Annotated in this window: 10 protein-coding genes and 2 pseudogenes; 11 read left to right on the top strand and 1 reads right to left on the bottom strand. The window is 46.6% G+C overall.

Features of this window, described 5'->3' with window-relative positions; genetic code table 11:
* The 10 genes and pseudogenes from G470_RS14560 to G470_RS14170 form a co-directional block, all read left to right on the top strand.
* Window positions 1–227: hypothetical protein (locus G470_RS14560; RefSeq protein WP_028274510.1), on the top strand; the 227-nt coding region annotated here is incomplete at its 5' end.
* A gap of 308 nt (window positions 228–535) precedes the next feature.
* Window positions 536–1,924 (top strand): tRNA uridine-5-carboxymethylaminomethyl(34) synthesis GTPase MnmE, encoded by a 1,389-nt coding sequence (gene mnmE / locus G470_RS0108780; RefSeq protein WP_028274509.1) that lies wholly within the window; start codon window positions 536–538, stop codon window positions 1,922–1,924.
* 334 nt (window positions 1,925–2,258) lie between these two features.
* Window positions 2,259–4,154 (top strand): tRNA uridine-5-carboxymethylaminomethyl(34) synthesis enzyme MnmG, encoded by a 1,896-nt coding sequence (gene mnmG / locus G470_RS0108775; protein ID WP_028274508.1) that lies wholly within the window; start codon window positions 2,259–2,261, stop codon window positions 4,152–4,154.
* 157 nt (window positions 4,155–4,311) lie between these two features.
* On the top strand, window positions 4,312–5,628 hold the full coding sequence (locus G470_RS0108770) for an FAD-dependent oxidoreductase (protein WP_028274507.1): 1,317 nt from the start codon (window positions 4,312–4,314) through the stop codon (window positions 5,626–5,628).
* 8 nt (window positions 5,629–5,636) lie between these two features.
* Window positions 5,637–7,100 carry an AcpB/EbpR/MafR family transcriptional regulator gene (locus G470_RS0108765; RefSeq protein WP_028274506.1) on the top strand — a complete coding sequence of 488 codons (1,464 nt, stop codon included), beginning with the start codon at window positions 5,637–5,639 and terminating at the stop codon, window positions 7,098–7,100.
* A 118-nt stretch (window positions 7,101–7,218) separates the two neighbouring features.
* On the top strand, window positions 7,219–8,733 hold the full coding sequence (gene glpK, locus G470_RS0108760; RefSeq protein ID WP_028274505.1) for a glycerol kinase GlpK: 1,515 nt from the start codon (window positions 7,219–7,221) through the stop codon (window positions 8,731–8,733).
* A gap of 15 nt (window positions 8,734–8,748) precedes the next feature.
* Window positions 8,749–10,584, top strand: coding sequence for a type 1 glycerol-3-phosphate oxidase (gene glpO / locus G470_RS0108755; protein ID WP_028274504.1), 1,836 nt, complete (start codon window positions 8,749–8,751; stop codon window positions 10,582–10,584).
* 182 nt (window positions 10,585–10,766) lie between these two features.
* The gene (locus G470_RS13180; protein ID WP_051258517.1) at window positions 10,767–11,579 is read left to right on the top strand and encodes a tocopherol cyclase family protein; all 813 of its coding nucleotides are present in this window, start codon (window positions 10,767–10,769) and stop codon (window positions 11,577–11,579) included.
* Window positions 11,580–11,764: 185 nt separating this feature from the next.
* Window positions 11,765–12,388 (top strand): annotated as a pseudogene (locus tag G470_RS13175) (IS256 family transposase); the annotation flags it as partial.
* A pseudogene (locus G470_RS14170) lies at window positions 12,381–12,491 on the top strand (IS3 family transposase); the annotation flags it as partial. The pseudogenes G470_RS13175 and G470_RS14170, both read left to right, overlap by 8 nt.
* A gap of 474 nt (window positions 12,492–12,965) precedes the next feature.
* Here the strand turns inward: G470_RS14170 and clpL are convergent.
* Complete coding sequence (gene clpL / locus G470_RS0108740) at window positions 12,966–15,083, bottom strand: ATP-dependent protease ClpL (RefSeq protein ID WP_028274503.1); 2,118 nt, start codon at window positions 15,081–15,083, stop codon at window positions 12,966–12,968.
* A 219-nt stretch (window positions 15,084–15,302) separates the two neighbouring features.
* Here clpL and G470_RS0108735 point away from each other — a divergent pair.
* On the top strand, window positions 15,303–15,542 hold a 240-nt coding region (locus tag G470_RS0108735), incomplete at its 3' end, for an IS256 family transposase (RefSeq protein WP_028274502.1).

The following is a 15,542-nucleotide window of genomic DNA, read 5'->3' as shown; positions in this document are numbered from 1 at the left end:
GAAACTTAGCTTCCATTATTTCAGCTCGTAAAAACGGAACGCTTTTAGAAGCTTTGAGAGCGGAACTACCTGCATTTGAACAAACCATTGTCCCTGAATTTAAAGGGGCTGTTAGAGCTGTTTTGAAAAAGATTCATCGTCCTTCTATAGGGGTTAAAATAGGTGAAATAGCTAATTATAGTTCCACATCAAGTCCAATGGGACAACTGAAGAAAATGTTTGGGTAATGAAACACACAGAACGAGCCATTTTAATATTAAAATTGAAGAGTTACCATCTCTAGAGAAAAGTTTCCGCCAAAGTATTGACACATACCGGCGAAAAAGCAAATTTGACAAAAATCTAACAACTAACTTAAAATAAGTTAGAAACTTGACTTTAAAGGCAAAAACCGGTATATTTTACACCGTTGAGATAAGAAACCGAATAGTATGATGGTAAAGTAGTGAAAGTGCTTTTCCGCCCCTTAGGAATCAGAATTTGTATTGGGTGGTCTGGGCACTTTTTTTATGCATAAAAGGAGGATTTTATTAGAATGTCTATTGAATTCGATACAATCGCGGCTATTTCGACTCCTCCAGGTGAAGGCGGAATTGGAATCGTCCGTATCAGTGGCGATGAGGCCCTCGAAATTGCCGACCGCGTTTACCGCTTAGGAAAAAAGAAACTGACAGACCAAAACACCCATACAATCCACTATGGGCGTATACATGATCCAAAAACAGATGAACTGATCGATGAAGTCATGGTGACCATCATGCGTGCACCGAAAACCTACACCCGTGAAGACGTGGTGGAAATCAACACGCACGGCGGCATCATGGCTGTCAACAAAGTCCTGCAAGTGGTCCTGCAAAACGGGGCACGCCTGGCAGAGCCGGGGGAATTCACCAAGCGGGCATTTTTGAACGGACGGATTGATTTGTCTCAAGCGGAAGCCGTTATGGACGTCATCCGCGCCAAAACCGACAAAGCGATGAGCATGGCAGTCCGCCAATTGGACGGCAACTTGTCGAAATTGATCCGGCAATTGCGTGCCGATATTTTAGGAACACTGGCACAGGTCGAAGTGAACATCGATTACCCGGAATACGACGATGTGGAAGAAATGACGTCCCAATTGTTGGTTGAAAAAGCCAGAGAGGTCAAAGCGACTGTTTCTCAGATGTTGGAATCTGCCCAACAAGGGAAAATTTTGCGGGACGGGTTGGCGACCGCTATTATCGGCCGTCCGAATGTCGGAAAATCCAGTTTATTGAACGTATTGTTGAAAGAAGAAAAAGCGATTGTCACAGAAATTGCCGGCACCACACGAGACGTTGTCGAAGATTACGTCAGCGTCAAAGGGGTGCCATTGCGTCTGATCGATACGGCAGGAATCCGTGAAACAGAAGACGTGGTGGAGCGCATCGGCGTAGAGCGCAGCCGCCAGGCGTTGAATGAAGCAGATTTGGTGCTTTTGGTGTTCAACCAGAACGAACCGTTGACCCAAGAAGACCGCGTGCTGCTCCAAGCGACCGAGGAGAATCACCGGATCATCATCTTGAACAAGATGGACTTGGAAAACCGGTTGGACATGAAGGAATTGGAAAAAGCGGCCGGGGACAGCCCCATCATCCGGACGTCCATTGTCACGCAGGAAGGCATCAACGAGTTGGAAGCCAACATCGCCGACTTGTTCTTCTCCGGGCAGACCGGGGAACGCGACGCCAACCTCATTTCCAATATCCGCCACATCTCTTTGCTGCAAGACGCAGAAAGTGCACTGGAAGATGTCATCACAGGCATCGAAAGCGGCATGCCGGTTGATTTGGTCCAAATCGACATGACCCGTGCATGGGATTATTTGGGTGAAATCACAGGGGACAGCGTCCAAGACGAACTGATCACCCAACTATTCAGCCAATTCTGTTTAGGAAAATAAGGAAAAGCAGAGCGTGACAAAATGCGTTTAGACCCGAATCTTCTAACGCATACCATATCCGTAAGCCGCTGAAGCGGCAACGGCTATGGCAACTGGAGCGAATAAGCAGATGAGGGACGAAGATTCTCAGAGCATTGGAGGCACTGTGGGTCGATGCCCAAGTGTATCATGTCTGTACGTTGCCAACGCAACTACAGCCATGACAAAGTGGACGTCGGGTCTGCATTTTGGAGCGCGTTTTAGCTGCACTAGAAGATGAAAGAGTGGTTGAATCCTTTAACTCAACCGCTAGACATAAAAATTTTAATTTGAACCTAGAAAGGAAGAAACGTGGATGCAACGTTATGAAGCAGGAAACTACGACGTCATCGTCGTCGGTGCCGGACATGCCGGTTCCGAAGCGGCTCTTGCAGCCGCACGCATGGGCAGCAAAACGCTCATGGTCACCATCAACTTGGATATGATTGCCCACATGCCGTGTAACCCGTCTATTGGCGGACCGGCAAAAGGAATTGTGGTACGGGAAATCGATGCATTGGGCGGAGAAATGGGCCGCAACATCGACAAAACCTACATCCAAATGCGGATGCTCAATACCGCCAAAGGACCGGCTGTCCGGGCCCTGCGTGCGCAGGCAGACAAGAACCTGTATTCCATTGAGATGAAACGCACACTGGAAAACACAGACAACTTGGACTTGCGTCAAGGGATCGTGGAAGAACTGGTCGTGGAAGACAATGTGGTTCAAGGTGTCATCACCGACACCGGCGCCATCTACCGCAGCAAAACGGTCATCTTGACCGCCGGCACGTCTTCCCGCGGACAAATTATTATCGGCGAATTGAAGTATTCGTCCGGCCCGAACAATTCACAGCCATCCGTCAAGTTGTCAGAAAACTTGTTGGAACTCGGATTCGATTTGGATCGCTTCAAAACAGGAACGCCTCCACGTATCCACAAAAAATCGATCGATTACAGCGTGACGGAAGAACAACCGGGAGACAAAGACCCGCATCACTTCAGTTTTGAAACGCCGGACAGTGCTTACTTGGAAGACCAAGTGTCGTGCTTCTTGACGTACACAAACGAAGGCGCGCATGACATCATCCGTGAAAACTTGCACCGCGCTCCGATGTTCACCGGAATTGTGGAAGGCGTCGGCGCCCGCTACTGCCCATCCATTGAAGACAAGGTGGTCCGTTTCAGCGACAAACCGCGTCACCAAATCTTCCTGGAACCGGAAGGACGCGACACCGATGAGATTTACGTCCAAGGATTGTCGTCGTCTCTGCCGGAAGATGTGCAGTTGAACGTTTTGCGTTCCATCGAAGGACTGGAAAACGCCAAAATGATGCGGACCGGGTATGCCATCGAATACGATGTGGTCAAACCTTACCAACTGCGTCCATCTTTGGAAACCAAACTCATTGACGGGCTCTTCACTGCCGGTCAGATGAACGGCACATCCGGATACGAAGAAGCGGCCGGACAAGGCATCATGGCTGGAATCAATGCCGCATTGAAGGTCCAAGGAAAAGACCCGTTCATCATGAAACGCGACCAAGGATACATCGGTGTCATGATTGATGATTTGGTCACCAAAGGCACCAACGAACCGTACCGTCTGTTGACGTCCCGTGCGGAATACCGTCTGCTTTTGCGTCATGACAACGCGGATTTCCGCTTGTCTGAAATCGGCCATGAGCTGGGCTTGCTTTCTGAAGAACGCTACCAAGCCTTCTTGGAGAAAAAAGCAGCGGTGGAAGCTGAGTTGGAGCGGTTAAGAAAAACACGTTTGAAACCCACTGAAGACATTCAAACCTTCCTGTCTGAAATTGGTGCGCCGATGTTGAAAGACGGAGTATTGGCATATGATTTCCTCCGCCGTCCGGAAATTTCCTACAAAGACATTGTGAAATTCGCGCCGGTCGAAGAAGAAGTGGCGAAAGAAGTCGCCGAACAAGTGGAAATTCACGTCAAATACGAAGGGTACATTCAAAAAGCTTTCCGCAAAGCGGACAAAGTGAAACGGATGGAAAACAAACGTATCCCGGAAAACATTGATTACCGTGCCATTAACGGACTGGCAACCGAAGCGGTGGAGAAGTTGGAAAAAATCCAGCCGGAAACCATTGCCCAAGCCAGCCGGATCAGCGGCGTCAACCCATCAGACATTTCGATCTTGATGGTGTATGTGGAACAAGGAAAAATTCAAAAAGTCAGCGTGTGACACGAAACGGCAGGCATCCATAGAGACGGATGCCTTGCCGTTTTTTATATGTCTCAAAAGTCGAAAGTGTTTCCAATATTATGCTATGATGAAAGTGAGAGACTCTCGCGTGATCAGGCACATAAAAACACCAGTACCCAAGCAAAGGAAGGGTTGTATGAACGTAGTCATTATCGGCGCATCGTTTGGAGGCATTTCAGCGGCGCTGCAAACACGAAAAAAACACCCGCAGGCCACCGTCATCCTGTTGGAAAAAACGAGTAGTCTGGGGTATCTTCCAAGCGGCTTGAATCTGCTTCTTTCGGGAAGCATTTCTTCTCTGGATGAAGCCTATTTTATGACCGCAAAAGAACTGAAAGAAAAAGGGATTCAAGTGTACTTGGACACCGAAGTGCGCCGGGTGGACTTGAAAGAAAAAAGCGTAGTGTGTGCGACGGATTCCGGTTCTGACGTATACCGCTACGACAAACTGATTGTGGCGGCCGGTTCCACTCCTTATTCCCACAAAATCATCGGCACCCAATCGACAAAAGTGTTGACGTACAAACAACGCGCGCAAGCAGAAGAGGCGTGGGGAGTGATCCAAAGAAGCCGACACGTAGCGGTCATCGGCGGCGGGCAAGCCGGCATTGAAGCCGCCGAAGCGCTGCATGAAAACGGGAAACAAGTCACCGTGGTGGAAAGCATGGACAACGTGTTGTTCAAATCCTTTGACTCCGAGATGATTCAACCTTTACAGGAAGAAATGATCCGCAAAGGGGTAGATTTGAAGTTTCACCGGGCAGTCACGGCTATCGAAGAACAAGGCGAACAGCTGGTGCTGCATCTGGGGGACGAATCGGCGGTCTGTGATGCGGCGCTGCTCTCTGTCAATGTCCGCCCGGATCTAGCCTTTTTGGACGGTCAGCTCCCTCTGAATGTGGACGGCACGCTGATGGTGGACGAGTATTTGCGGACGGAAGACCTTGATGTATTTGGAGTGGGAGACTGCGTGCAGACGCCCTTCCCGCTGACCGGAGAATCCTTTTATATGCCGCTTGCCAACAACGCCGTCCGAACCGGTATGACTGCAGCGGAAAACCTCATGGAACCGGTCCGGCCGTTTGTAGGATCGGTCCGGACCGTGGCGGCACAGGCCTTTGGGTGGTATATAGCGAGCACCGGCCTCACAGAAGCCGAAACGCAGTTCTATGCCCGCCCCGTCCGCGTGCACCACAAAGAAACGAAGACGTCGATGCTGCCGGATGCTGAAACTGTCCATTTGAAATACATCACTGACGCCGACACCGAGGTTCTCCTGGGCGTCCAACTCATTTCCAAAGAAAATATCCTGCAGGCCATCAATACGTTTGCGCTGGCGGTTCAAACCGAACAACCTATGGACACGTTGACTGGAAAGGAGTACTTCTTTCAAGCGGGATTCACAGATTTGGTGGATGTGACGAACTTGGAACATCCTTTTGAGAGGGGGTAAGCAAGTGCATGCGGATAGAAGATTTTCTTGAAAAACAAGAAAAAAGAGAACTACAGCTTGTCAGTTACTTGATCCATTCGGGCGGGGAGGCAGACTATGCGGAACTGGAAGAACATTTGGACATTACGAAAGCGTCCCTGGAAAGCACATTGGACAGCATCGCGTACTCTTTGCGGCCGTTGTCCGAAAACATCGCTCTGGATTACGATGGAAGAGCCGTTCGTCTATGGATGGATGAGTTGTTTTCGATGCAGGAGCTGCAACATTTTTACTTGAAACAGTCTGTGAAGGTCCAGTTGCTTGATTATCTCTTCCGAAATCATGAATTCTCGCTTACCCAGCTGGCTCCGCAATTGGCTTTGAGCGAATCCTCGTTGTCCCGGAAAATCAAAGAGTTGAACCGCTATTTGAAGGAGTTTGAACTGAAAATATGGAATGGCCGGGTTCAGGGGGAAGAACTGCAAATTCGTTATTTCTATTACTTGTTTTACCGGTTTGTGCAGGGAAAAGAAGCACTGAAAGAACGAGAAGCGGGCATCAGCCTGCAGATAGTGCAGACGATGGAAAACTATCTGCAGGTGTCTTTTGAGCCGGAAAATCAGGCGCGTGTCTTCTTATGGCTGCAGATTGCCCAGCACCGTATGCACACTAAAAAAACCGTGTCGATCCGATTGAAAGAAAACATGACTCCATATATGGAAGATAAGCTGTACCAAAAAATCCGATCCATGTTGTGGCGGTTTTCCAGCCGGTACTCCGTTGAGCCGGACGAAGAGGATGCGCAGATGTTGTTTGTCTTTTTGCTGTCTTCAGGCGTGCTTCCAGAGCCCTTTTTCCATGATTACCGTCTGACCAGAAATCGAAATTCACCGGCGGCTTCGTTGGATACCTACTTGGTGGAGACGATCATCATCCAGTACGGCTATCGGAAACTCCCGTACATGCTCGAGCGAAGGATGTACCACACCCTTTCGCAAATCCATGCCGCGTTGTATTTTTTCAAAGGAGATTTGGAAGTGCACGACCGTCTGTTTCTGCTTGAGCAGGAACAGAAAATCGCAGAAGAATCCGTCCGTTCTTTCGCCGAAACGCTGCGCGAAATCACCGTCGAGAAATTAAAGCTTCCAAATGAAACAAACAACGGCTTGATGGAATGGAGCCTTTTGGGGTATTTCAGCGTCCTGGTTATGGTGACGATGGAAATGCGTCAGGTACTGCGAGTGGGGATCGATTTGAAGCACCTGCCGATGTACCGAGAAACAACCATCTCTCTCTTGGGGCTGTTGATCGAAAAAGTCAATGGAGTGGAGGCCGAAGAATGCCAACCGGACAAGCCATATGACCTGATTGTCACGGACCGCAGAGAAGCGGAACCGCTCGAAACAGGTGGAAAAGTCTACGTGTTGTCGGAATTGTTTTCTCCGTTCGACCAAAAAAACATCGAACGCATCCTTCAATCCTTGAAGAAGTAAAAATATTCTCAATTTTTTGAAATGCTCTCCAAAAACATGACGATTTTTCTCCATGTAAGCGTGATACAATTTGACTTGTCGGAAAGAAATCGTTTTCACATCGTAAAGGAGAGTCAATATGAGCGAAAAGAAATACATCATGGCCATCGATCAAGGAACCACCAGTTCGCGGGCTATTATTTATGACAAACAAATCAACCCAGTGGGCAGTTCTCAAAAAGAATTCACCCAGCTGTTTCCGCAAAGCGGATGGGTCGAGCAAAACCCACATGAAATTTGGAATTCCGTACAGTCCGTCATCGCAGGGGCATTCATCGAATCCGGCATCAAGCCGAAAGAAATCGCCGCTATCGGGATCACCAACCAACGTGAAACGACCATCGTTTGGGACAAAGAAACCGGCTACCCTATTTACAACGCGGTTGTCTGGCAGTCCCGTCAGTCTGCTCCCATCGCGGAAAAATTGAAGCAAGAAGGTTACGAGGAGATGGTTCACCAAAAAACCGGCTTGACCATCGACGCGTACTTCTCCGCCACGAAAATTCGCTGGATCTTGGACCACGTGGAAGGCGCGCAGGAACGGGCAGAAAAAGGCGAACTCCTTTTTGGGACCGTTGACACTTGGCTTGTATGGAAATTGTCAGGCGGGGACGCATTTGTGACGGATTACTCCAATGCCAGCCGTACGATGCTGTATAACATCCATGATTTGGATTGGGACCAAGACATTTTGGATTTGTTGAACATTCCGCGTCAAATGCTTCCGGAAGTGGTTTCCAACTCCCAAGTATACGGCCACACGAAAAACTACCATTTCTATGGCACCGAAATCCCGATCGCCGGCATGGCGGGTGACCAGCAGGCCGCATTGTTCGGTCAAATGGGATTCGAACCGGGCATGGTGAAAAACACCTACGGAACCGGATCGTTCATTGTCATGAACACCGGTGAAACTCCGCAGTTGTCCGACAACAACTTGCTGACGACCATCGGATACGGCATCAATGGCAAAGTGTACTACGCATTGGAAGGCAGCATCTTTGTCGCCGGTTCAGCGGTGCAGTGGCTCAGAGACGGATTGAAAATGATTGAAAATTCCGCCGAATCCGAGTTGTTTGCCAAAGCGTCCAAAAGCAAAAACGATGTGTATGTCGTTCCGGCCTTCACCGGACTGGGCGCTCCTTATTGGGACTCGGATGCACGCGGAGCCGTATTCGGCTTGACCCGAGGGACCACACGGGAAGACTTCGTGAAAGCGACCCTGCAATCCATTGCTTACCAATCGAAAGACGTTATTGATACAATGAAACAAGATGCAGGCATTGAAATTCCGTTGTTGAAAGTGGATGGAGGAGCCGCGCGCAACCGTTGGCTGATGCAGTTCCAAGCTGATATTTTGGGCATCGATGTCCAACCGGCGCACAACTTGGAAACGACCGCGCTGGGTGCCGCGTACTTGGCCGGATTGGCCGTCGGTTACTGGAAAGATTTGGATGAAATCCGTTCGCTGTACGAAGAAGGCGAAGTGTTCAAACCGTCCATGGCTGACAACACACGTGAGAAGCTGTACCACAATTGGAAAGTCGCGGTTGAAGCAACCCAAACATTCAAACCAGATGTAACCATTGATTAAAGGAGGAAGAATGGCATGGTATTTTCTTTAGAAAGAAGAAAACAAGACATTCAAGCAATGAAGGAAGACACTCTGGACTTGCTGATCATTGGCGGTGGAATCACAGGTGCAGGAGCGGCTTTGCAGGCTGCTGCATCCGGATTGAAAACAGCGTTGGTTGAAATGCAGGACTTTGCGGAAGGAACCTCTTCCCGTTCAACGAAATTGGTCCACGGCGGCATCCGTTATTTGAAGAACTTCGACGTGGAAGTGGTGGCGGACACCGTCTCCGAACGTGCAACCGTTCAGCGCATCGCTCCCCACATCCCAAAACCATCCCCGATGCTCCTGCCGATTTATGATGAACCGAATTCCACGTTCACGATGTTTTCATTGAAAGTGGCGATGGATTTGTATGACCAATTGGCCGATGTGACAGGCACGAAATATGCCAACTACGTCCTTTCAAAAGAACAAGTATTGGAACGGGAGCCGGCTTTGCAAGAAGAAGGCTTGTTGGGTGCGGGTGTCTATTTGGACTACGTCAACAACGACAGCCGCTTGGTGATTGAAAACATCAAACGCGCCGCTGCGGACGGCGGATACATGGTCAGCCGCATGAAAGTGGTCGACCTGCTTCAGGATGAAAACGGACGGGTCTACGGAGCCAAAGTGGAAGACCAATTGACCGGCGAAACCTTCGATATCCGCGCACGTGTGGTATTGAACGCCACCGGTCCATGGTCCGACACGATCCGGAAAATGGCGGAAGAAGAGACGTTCACACCGCAAATGCGTCCGACAAAAGGTGTCCACCTGGTCGTTTCCAGTGAGAAATTATCCGTTCCGCAGACGACGTATTTTGACACCGGCAGACAAGACGGGCGGATGGTGTTTGTCATCCCGCGTGAAGGCAAAACGTATTTCGGAACGACAGACACCGACTACACCGGTGATTTGGAACACCCGACCGTCACCAAAGAAGATGTCGAGTATTTACTGGAAGTCGTCAACGGCCGTTATCCGGAAGCTGGAATCACGGTGGATGACATCGAAGCCAGCTGGGCCGGGTTGCGTCCGCTTCTGTCTTCCAATCCGTCTGACTACAACGGTGGAACCAAAAACGCTTTGTCAGACGAGAGCGTTAATGAAGTGATTTCCGTTGTGGAATCCTACCTGGACAACAAAGCCAGCCGCGATGACGTCTCCAACGTGTTGTTGAACTTGGAAAGCGAAGCGGCAGACGGCGGTGAAAACCCATCTGCGGTTTCACGCGGCAGTTCCTTGACCCGCAGCGAAGACGGTTTGTTGACGTTGGCCGGCGGAAAAATCACGGATTACCGCAAAATGGCAGAAGGTGCGATGAAAGAAATCTTAGCCATTCTGAAAGAAGAGCACGGCTTGACCTATGAAGCCATCGATTCGAAAACTTATCCCGTTTCCGGAGGGGACATTGATCCGGCGAATGTGGAAGAAGAAACCGAACGTCTGGCACAAATCGGAATCGACAAAGGATTGGATGAAGAAAGTGCGCGGTACATCGCCGGTTTCTATGGCTCGAATGCGCCGAAAGTATTCGAACTGGTAGATGAAGTAGATGGAGAAGGCGAACTGGATACAGTGGATGCTATCCGCTTGCGTTATGCCTTGGAAGAAGAAATGACGTTGACACCAACCGACTTCTTCTTGCGCCGCACAAACTTGTTGTTGTTCAACCGTCACCGTTTGGATGAGTTGAAGACAGCGGTCATCAATGAGATGGCCCGCTACTATGGATGGACCGAAAACGAAACACAACAGCACACCGACGAATTGGACCGAGTGATTGCTGAATCCGATTTGACGGAATTGAAACAAACCATCAACGGATAAAACTAAAAAAGAGAGGTGGAGCGATGCTCCCCTCTCTTTTTGCTGTCTGCTTCTTCGAGTCGGATGGCTGAGCGTTTGATCCAATTCATTCTATAATGAAGAAAAGACCGTCAGGAATCATTTACATAGGAGGGGAATGGATGCTGAAAAAAGTAAGAAACCCGATCATGTTTTAAGGGAGTTTGGATAAGAAGCACTATTTTGAAGGGTGGTACTACAAACAAGTAACTGCCGATGAACAAACAGCCATCAGTTTCATCCCGGCTGTCAGCTTGATTGACGGGGATAAGCACAGTTTCATCCAATACATCTTTGTCCAAACAACAGAAACAGGGGAAAAATCCGCCCATACGGGATACGTCCGCTACCCGATCGATCAGTTCCATTATCAACAAGAACCGTTTGTCATGCAAATCGGGGAGTCGGTGTTTTCTGAACAGCTGGTATCCGTGCAATTGCATGATGAAAAAATGACCATCAGCGGAAAATTGGGACTAGGCGACTTTCATCCGATTCAAACATCCTTGCTGCAGCCCAGCATCATGGGATTCGTGGGCTACATCCCAAGAATGGAATGCTACCACGGCGTCATCAGCATGACCCATACGCTGCAGGGAAGTTTGTCCATCGACGGACAGGAAGTGGATTTCACCGGCGGAAAAGGGTACCTCGAAAAAGACTGGGGCACGTCGTTTCCCCAAAAATATATCTGGCTCCAAAGCAATCACTTTGAAAATCCCACAGCGAGTTTCTTTTTTTCTGTCGTCGACGTTCCGGTCCATATCACGACATTGGAAGGGTTCACATCCGGCTACAGGACAAACGCACCGGCGAAGTGTTTGAAGGAACCGGCAAACAGGCCGGAGTGGAAATCGTGGATTATGCTTAAAAGTAATATGCAAAGTCAGCTACTCTATCGTGCATGGAAATCATTGTCGACATACTGTAACCGCGATTCTATATCTCATTCAATACATTCACAGAACCCATTTTAATTCCGTATTCACTTCAAAAGTTGTATGGTTAAGATATATGAAAGGAGATATGCACGATGAATAAAGAAGAACGTATTAAAATTTTGATAAAGTCCATATAATTGTGTAAAAGTAAAAAGGCCATATGAACGTCCTTTTACGGTACAATGTTTTTAACGACAAAAACATACCTAGGAGGACTTCATATGACCCAAGTACATTTTACACTGAATACCGAAGAGGTTCAAAGTATAATTGAACATTCGGTAAAAGATGATGTATCGAAAAATATTTTAACAACAATTTTTAACCAATTGATGGAAGAACAACGTTCTGAATACATTCAGGCGAAAGAATATGAACGAACAGAGACGCGAACTAGTCAACGAAATGGTTACTACGAAAGAGATTATACGACACGAGTGGGCACGCTTGAACTGAAAGTTCCTCGAACACGTGATAGTGAATTTTCACCAACGGTGTTTGAGCGTTATCAACGAAATGAAAAGGCACTACTCGCTTCTATGTTAGAGATGTATGTGTCCGGTGTTTCTACTCGTAAAGTCTCAAAAATCGTTGAAGAACTGTGTGGTAAATCAGTTTCTAAATCCTTCGTTTCTAGCCTTACCGAACAGTTAGATCCACTGGTCAATGAATGGCAGAATCGCTCGCTTTCAAACACAAATTACCCTTATCTCATGACGGATGTTCTCTACATAAAGATACGAGAAGATCATCGAGTGCTGTCTAAAAGCTGCCATATTGCGATCGGAATTACAGAAGACGGCGACCGAGAAATCATTGGCTTTATGATTCAATCAGAAAGAACTGGACCTTGAACTGTTTGATTACGTTAATTGGTACAATAAGATTCGTATTCACGGGTCGCTCGGTTACTTATCGCCACAAGAATACAAATTATCAAACCTTTAAAAAGTTGTCTAATTAAGTGTTGACATACCACAGACCTCCCCAGGTAAGGTGCGATAACCTTCCACTCATGTCACTGCCTCATTTACTAAATGGGATTCGTGCAGTATTGGACTTTGCTTTGTGTTGCAAGCTCGTCCGTCCCAATCCAGCCTCCATATGAGATTTCTGTTCGTCAGTGCGAGTATTTGCTTTCAGCTTCCTTCAGATTCCAGCTCACGGTGGACACCCTTGCCTTCAGCTAACAGTTCCTACTGCCAAGCCTGTAGTGGACTTTCACCACCAAGTTATCGCCCATGCTGGGCGCACAACAAAAACCAGTTAAGCACTCTGCCTAACTGGTTATGACTAAATTTTCAGTTGTATCTTTCTCTACCAACACTAAATGTCGAAGAGCCAAAAAAGGAGATCTATCAAGCAATCTCCTTCCTAATAAATCTCCTCTTACATAAAGTTATTTATGAACACTGATTTAAGCTAAGCTGCCGATATCACAATCTCATCATCCACTAAATCAGCCTTCAAGTTTTTGACATCTAAGTGGTCAAGGTAGAAATCCGTTACCTTATCAAGAATTTGTTGTTCAATTACTCGCCGTAATGGCCGCGCACCCATTTCTTCATCATAGCCTTGTTCCATCAGCCACTCTTTGGCCGCTTTAGTTACCTCAAGTGTGATGGATTTTTTGGCTAAAGTTTTTTGTACATCCGCCAACATCAAATCGACAATTTGACTTAAGTCTTGCTTAGTCAGATGTGAAAATTCCACGATTCCATTAAAACGGTTCAGAAATTCTGGGCGGAAAAATGGTGCTAACTTATCCATTAATGACTGATCTCGTTGCTTGTCACCACTTAATGCTTCATTACCAAAGCCAGCATTAGAAGTAGCAATAATAATCGTATTTTTGAAATTAATGACATTGCCTTGTCCATCCGTTAAGCGCCCATCATCCATCACTTGTAACAGTAACGTTAATACTTGTGGATGAGCCTTTTCGATTTCATCTAATAATACAATGGAATATGGATTACGCCGAACCCGTTCAGTTAGAGTATTAGCATTATCTTCATAGCCTACGTATCCAGCCGAGGTACCAATTAATTTCGACACAGCTGTACGATCAGCATATTCACTCATGTCTAGCCGAATAATCGCATTTTCATTTCCAAACATATCTAAGGCTAATTGTTTAGCTAATTCAGTCTTTCCTACGCCAGTTGGGCCCACAAACAGAAAACTTCCAATCGGCTGATCACCCTCTGAAAAGCCCGCACGGTTACGCCGAATTGCTCTTGCTACCATTTCAACCGCTTCATCTTGACCGATTACCTTACTTTTCAGACGCTTATCAAGATTTTTCAAGTGCTCAATATCATTAGCGCTCATATCAGAAACTGGTATACCAGTTAAACGTTCAACCGATTGTGCCACATCATCAATCGTGGCAGTGATTTTTTCTTTTTGATCCGTTTGTTTAATTTTTTGCTTGGTTTCCTCGATCGACTTCTTGATATCAGCGGCTTTTGTAAAGTCCTCCGATTTAATGGCGGCCTCCTTAGCTGCCTCTAATTTTTTAAGGCGTTGATCCAATGTCTCAACATCAGTTTGCGAATTTTTAGCCGCTAAATGAGCCGCAGTCATGTCGATCAAATCGATAGCTTTATCTGGCAAAGAGCGTTGTGGTATATATTGGATTGAATAATCCACAGCCGCCTTCAAAACATCATCTGGTAATACAACATGATGATGTTTTTCGTACAGCTCTTTAACACCTTGTAATATACGTAAAGTGTCAGCGGCCGTCGGTTCATTAATCACAACATCATTGAATCGCCGTGCCAAAGCCGCATTTTTCAAAATAGTATTGCGATATTCATCTTGAGTCGTAGCCCCGATTACACTCAGATCGCCACGTGACAAAGCAGGTTTAATGATATCAGCCAATCCTTTGCCACCATCTTCACCACCAGTGGCACCCGTGCCGATAATCTGATGAATTTCATCGAAGAATAGAATAATATTACCAGCTGCTTTAACTTCCTCTACCAGTTGTTTAATGTTTTCTTCAAAAGAACCGCGATATTGAGTTCCTGCTTCCAAAGACGATAAATCAATCGAATAGATTTCTTTATCTTGAATCGTTTCTGGAACTTTACCAGCCACAATTGCTTGTGCCAGACCTTCGACGACTGCAGTTTTACCTACACCGGCCTCACCAACTAAGATTGCATTATTTTTCGTTCTACGACTCAAAACTTCTGCAGTTTCTTGAATCTCATTCTCACGTCCAATCACTGGATCTAGTAAGCCATCACGAGCCTGTTCCGTCAAATTAGTCCCTAATTTTTCTAAAATCCCTCCTTTTTTAACAGCCTGTTGACCATCTTTAGATACTTCTATTGTTTTATTATTTTGGGGTAGCTTACCAGTTGCTCGGTATTGAGTAAACTCATCCGGTGTCAACGATTGTCCATTAACAAAATACCGTGCACGCTCCGAATTTTGATTACCCATGATGCCCCGAAATAATTGATTGAAAACATCATCCATATCATTGTTGAAAAAAGGATCATTTCCATAGAAATTTGCCATATTACAACACCTCCATAAAATTTTATATGTGTAACTTAGTGACCATAATATCCTTTATAACTACAACTGTATTGTATCAAAATGTTTATGTGTCGCTAAGTAAAGGGCTTATAGAATCGATAAAGTCCATATAATTGTGTAAAAGATAAAAGGCCATGTAAAAGCCCTTTTACGGTACAATGTTTTTAACCACTAAAAACATACCCAGGAGGACTTTACATGACCCAAGTACATTTTACACTGAACAATGAAGAGGTTCAAAGTATTATTGAAAATTCTGTAAAAGACGATGTCTCTAAAAACATTTTGACCACTGTATTCAATCAATTGATGGAAAACCAGCGAACTGAATACATTCAAGCTGAAGACTATGAACGATCTGAAAGCCGAAAAAGCCAACGAAATGGCTACTACGAGCGTGACTTTACGACTCGCGTTGGAACTCTTGAATTACGAGTG

It is taken from the genome of Atopococcus tabaci DSM 17538 (genome assembly GCF_000429585.1).
Taxonomy (GTDB): Bacteria; Bacillota; Bacilli; order Lactobacillales; family Carnobacteriaceae_A; genus Atopococcus; species Atopococcus tabaci.
This window is presented reverse-complemented; position numbering and strand designations above follow the sequence as displayed.

Coding starts and splice junctions, on each gene's coding strand:
- clpL (WP_028274503.1), bottom strand. CDS start 15,083: ATGGCAAATTTCTATGGAAATGATCCTTTTTTCAACAATGATATGGAT.
- G470_RS0108770 (WP_028274507.1), top strand. CDS start 4,312: ATGAACGTAGTCATTATCGGCGCATCGTTTGGAGGCATTTCAGCGGCG.
- mnmE (WP_028274509.1), top strand. CDS start 536: ATGTCTATTGAATTCGATACAATCGCGGCTATTTCGACTCCTCCAGGT.
- glpO (WP_028274504.1), top strand. CDS start 8,749: ATGGTATTTTCTTTAGAAAGAAGAAAACAAGACATTCAAGCAATGAAG.
- mnmG (WP_028274508.1), top strand. CDS start 2,259: ATGCAACGTTATGAAGCAGGAAACTACGACGTCATCGTCGTCGGTGCC.
- G470_RS0108765 (WP_028274506.1), top strand. CDS start 5,637: ATGCGGATAGAAGATTTTCTTGAAAAACAAGAAAAAAGAGAACTACAG.
- glpK (WP_028274505.1), top strand. CDS start 7,219: ATGAGCGAAAAGAAATACATCATGGCCATCGATCAAGGAACCACCAGT.